This window comes from Mesorhizobium sp. M6A.T.Cr.TU.014.01.1.1 (genome assembly GCF_004022765.1).
GTDB classification, from domain to species: Bacteria; Pseudomonadota; Alphaproteobacteria; order Rhizobiales; family Rhizobiaceae; genus Mesorhizobium; species Mesorhizobium mediterraneum.
The window spans coordinates 1-3173 of record NZ_RZPG01000062.1; the positions used below are offsets into that span (position 1 = coordinate 1).

At 62.7% G+C, this 3173-nt stretch carries 3 protein-coding genes; all 3 read left to right on the forward strand.

The annotated features are described in order from the left end of the window. The first annotated feature begins 201 nt into the window (after positions 1-201). The 3 genes from EN885_RS32905 to ychF all read left to right on the forward strand — a co-directional run bounded on the left by EN885_RS32905 (position 202) and on the right by ychF (position 2795). Positions 202-843, forward strand: coding sequence for a 50S ribosomal protein L25/general stress protein Ctc (locus tag EN885_RS32905; RefSeq protein ID WP_126105267.1), 642 nt, complete (start codon positions 202-204; stop codon positions 841-843). 23 nt (positions 844-866) lie between these two features. Continuing rightward, on the forward strand, positions 867-1595 hold the full coding sequence (gene pth / locus EN885_RS32910; protein WP_128244387.1) for an aminoacyl-tRNA hydrolase: 729 nt from the start codon (positions 867-869) through the stop codon (positions 1593-1595). A gap of 96 nt (positions 1596-1691) precedes the next feature. Next, positions 1692-2795, forward strand: coding sequence for a redox-regulated ATPase YchF (gene ychF / locus EN885_RS32915; protein ID WP_128244388.1), 1104 nt, complete (start codon positions 1692-1694; stop codon positions 2793-2795). The last annotated feature ends 378 nt before the right edge of the window (positions 2796-3173 follow it).

A 3173-nucleotide genomic window follows, 5' to 3' on the forward strand; every position in this document is an offset into this window, starting at 1 on the left:
GCACCCCGCCCCGCCTTCCGCTATAGAGCCGCCACCCGCGTAGACACCCTTGGAGGCAACGCGGCGGAAGGCTGTCCGGGCCTGCGTGATCCCAAAAAAGATTTTGGACCAGATCATGTAAGGCCATGACGGCTTTCGACGTTTACGGCCCAGGCATCTCGCCGGCCGCGAACGCTCCAGAACAACGCGAAAGGAAATGCCATGAGCCAAGCTTCTTACGAGCTCAAGGCCGAAGCGCGCGAACAGGTCGGTAAGGGGTCCGCCCGTGCAGTTCGCCGCAACGGTAAAGTGCCTGCAGTAATTTACGGCGACAAGCAGCCTCCCCTGGCGATTGCGCTGACCTACAAGGACATCTACTACAAGATCCATGGCGGCGGGTTCCTGACCACGATCGCCACGATCGATGTCGACGGCAAGAAGATCCAGGTCCTGCCCAAGGACTTCCAGCTCGACCCGGTCAAGGATTTCCCGGTCCATGTCGACTTCCTGCGCATCGGCAAGGACACCGAAGTCAATGTCGACGTGCCGGTCCACTTCATCAACGAGGACAAGTCGCCCGGCATCAAGCGCGGCGGCGTGCTCAACATCGTGCGTCACGAAGTCGAGTTCCACTGCCCGGCCAATGCGATCCCGGAATTCATCACCGTCGATCTCACCGGCACCGATATCGGCGATTCGATCCATATCTCGGCGGTCAAGCTGCCGGCTGGCGTCAAGCCGGTGATCTCCGACCGCGACTTCACCGTCGCGACCATTGCCGGCTCCGCGGCGATGAAGCCGGAGGCGGAAGAGACGGTCGAAGCGGCTGAGCCCGAAGCGGCTCCTGCCGCCGAAGAGAAGTAATCCCTTTCCGCCCGGAGGTGACGATGCTGCTGTTTGCAGGCCTCGGCAATCCGGGCGCGAAATACGCCAACAACCGGCACAATGTCGGCTTCATGGCGGCGGACGCAATCGCCCGCCGCCATTCCTTTTCGCCCTGGTCGAAGAAGTTCCAGGGACTGATCGCCGAAGGCACGCTTGCCGGCGAAAAGATCATCCTGATCAAGCCGCAGACCTTCATGAACAATTCAGGCCAGTCGATCGGCGAAGCGCTGCGCTTCTACAAGCTCACCCCCTCGGCGCTCACAGTCTTCTATGACGAGATCGACCTCGCCGACGGCAAGGTCCGCGTGAAGACCGGCGGCGGCGCCGGCGGTCACAACGGCATCCGCTCGATCGACGGCCATGTCGGTAACGCTTACCGCCGCGTGCGCATCGGCGTCGGCCACCCGGGCGTCAAGGAATTCGTCCAGCATCATGTGCTTGGCGATTTCGCCAAGGCCGATCGCGAATGGCTGGAGCCGCTGCTCGACGCCATCGGTGATCATGCCGAAATGATTGTGAGGGGTGATGAGCCCGGCTTCATGAACAAGGTCAGCGTTGCCGTCCAGCGCAAGACCGGTGCTGCGCCCGAACGCGAAAACGCGGGGTCGAAACAGCAGAGCCCGAAACAGCAAAGCCACGTCCGTCAGGCGCGACAGCAGTCGGCGGTCAAGCTGCCGCAAACCGGCCCGATGGCCGCCATGCTGAAGAAGCTGTTTGGCGGCAAGGATTGAGCTTCGGCGTGAACGGAGCCGAAGGGCTTGACGTTCGTCACCCCTTTCGCCCATAGCCCTCATCAAATTTCGATTTCCCGATAGGACCGGATAAAAATGGGTTTCAAATGCGGCATCGTTGGCTTGCCCAATGTTGGCAAATCGACGCTTTTCAACGCGCTGACCAGGACGGCGGCGGCGCAGGCCGCCAACTATCCGTTCTGCACCATCGAGCCGAACACCGGCGAGGTGGCGGTGCCCGACCCGCGCCTGCAGAAGATCGCGGCGATCGGCAAGTCGAAGGAGATCATCCCGACCCGCATCTCCTTCGTCGACATCGCCGGCTTGGTACGCGGCGCCTCGAAGGGCGAAGGGCTGGGCAACCAGTTCCTGGCCAACATCCGCGAGGTCGACGCCATCGTCCATGTGCTGCGCTGCTTCGAGGATGATGACATCACCCATGTCGAGGGCCGCATCGATCCCGTCGCCGACGCCGAGACCGTCGAGACCGAGCTGATGCTCGCCGACCTCGACAGCCTCGAGCGCCGCATCGTGCAGTTCCGCAAGCGCGCTTCCGGCAAGGACAAGGAGGCGTTGACCGTGCTTCCGATGATGGAAGCCGCACTTGAACTCCTGCAGGCCGGCAAGCCAGCCCGCATTCTGCTCAAAGGTATCTCCGCGGAGGATCTGCGCATCCTGCAGGGGCTGAACCTGCTGACGTCGCACCCCGTGCTCTATGTCTGCAACGTCGCCGAGGCCGATGCTGCCACCGGCAACGCGCACACCAAAGCGGTCGAGCAGATGGCTGCCGCGCAAGGCGCCCGCACCGTGGTGATTTCCGCGGCGATCGAAGCCGAGGTCGCGCAGCTCAGCGACGACGAGGAAATGGAATTCCTGGCAACGTTGGGCCTTGAGGAGCCAGGCTTGAACAAGGTGATCCGCGCCGGCTACGAGCTTTTGCAGCTCATCACCTATTTCACCGTCGGGCCAAAGGAAACGCGCGCCTGGACCGTGCACAAGGGCGCCAAGGCGCCGCAGGCGGCAGGCGTCATCCACACCGATTTCGAGCGCGGCTTCATCCGCGCCCAGACCATCGCATACAACGACTTCATCACGCTGGGCGGCGAAGTGGCGGCCAAGGAGGCCGGCAAGGCGCGCGACGAAGGCAAGGAATATGTCGTCCAGGACGGCGACATCATGCTGTTCAAGTTCAACACCTGACCTGACCGACGGCGCCTTCTTCCTTCTCCCCTTGCGGGAGAAGGTGGATTGGCGCGCAGCGCCAAGACGGTTGAGGGGTGTTAGCAGGAGCGCTGTGGGTGCCAAGCTGGAACACCCCTCAGCCGACCGAGCTTCGCTCGGCCACCTTCTCCCACAAGGAGGGCTTTGCACGGGGAGCGAAGTGGAGTTCGGTGGTCAGTGGGGGCCTTTTTGAAGGCCGGCAGAGCGGTTTTCCGCGGCCCTTGCGAGGCCTTTGTCGGTTTAGGCAGCCATCCTGCCGGATTGTGGACGCACTCCTCCCTCATGTCCGCCTCTCATCGGGTGGATAGAGGACGCCAATCATGGTGCGCAGATTGTAAGCGCAGGCGGCCAGTATGC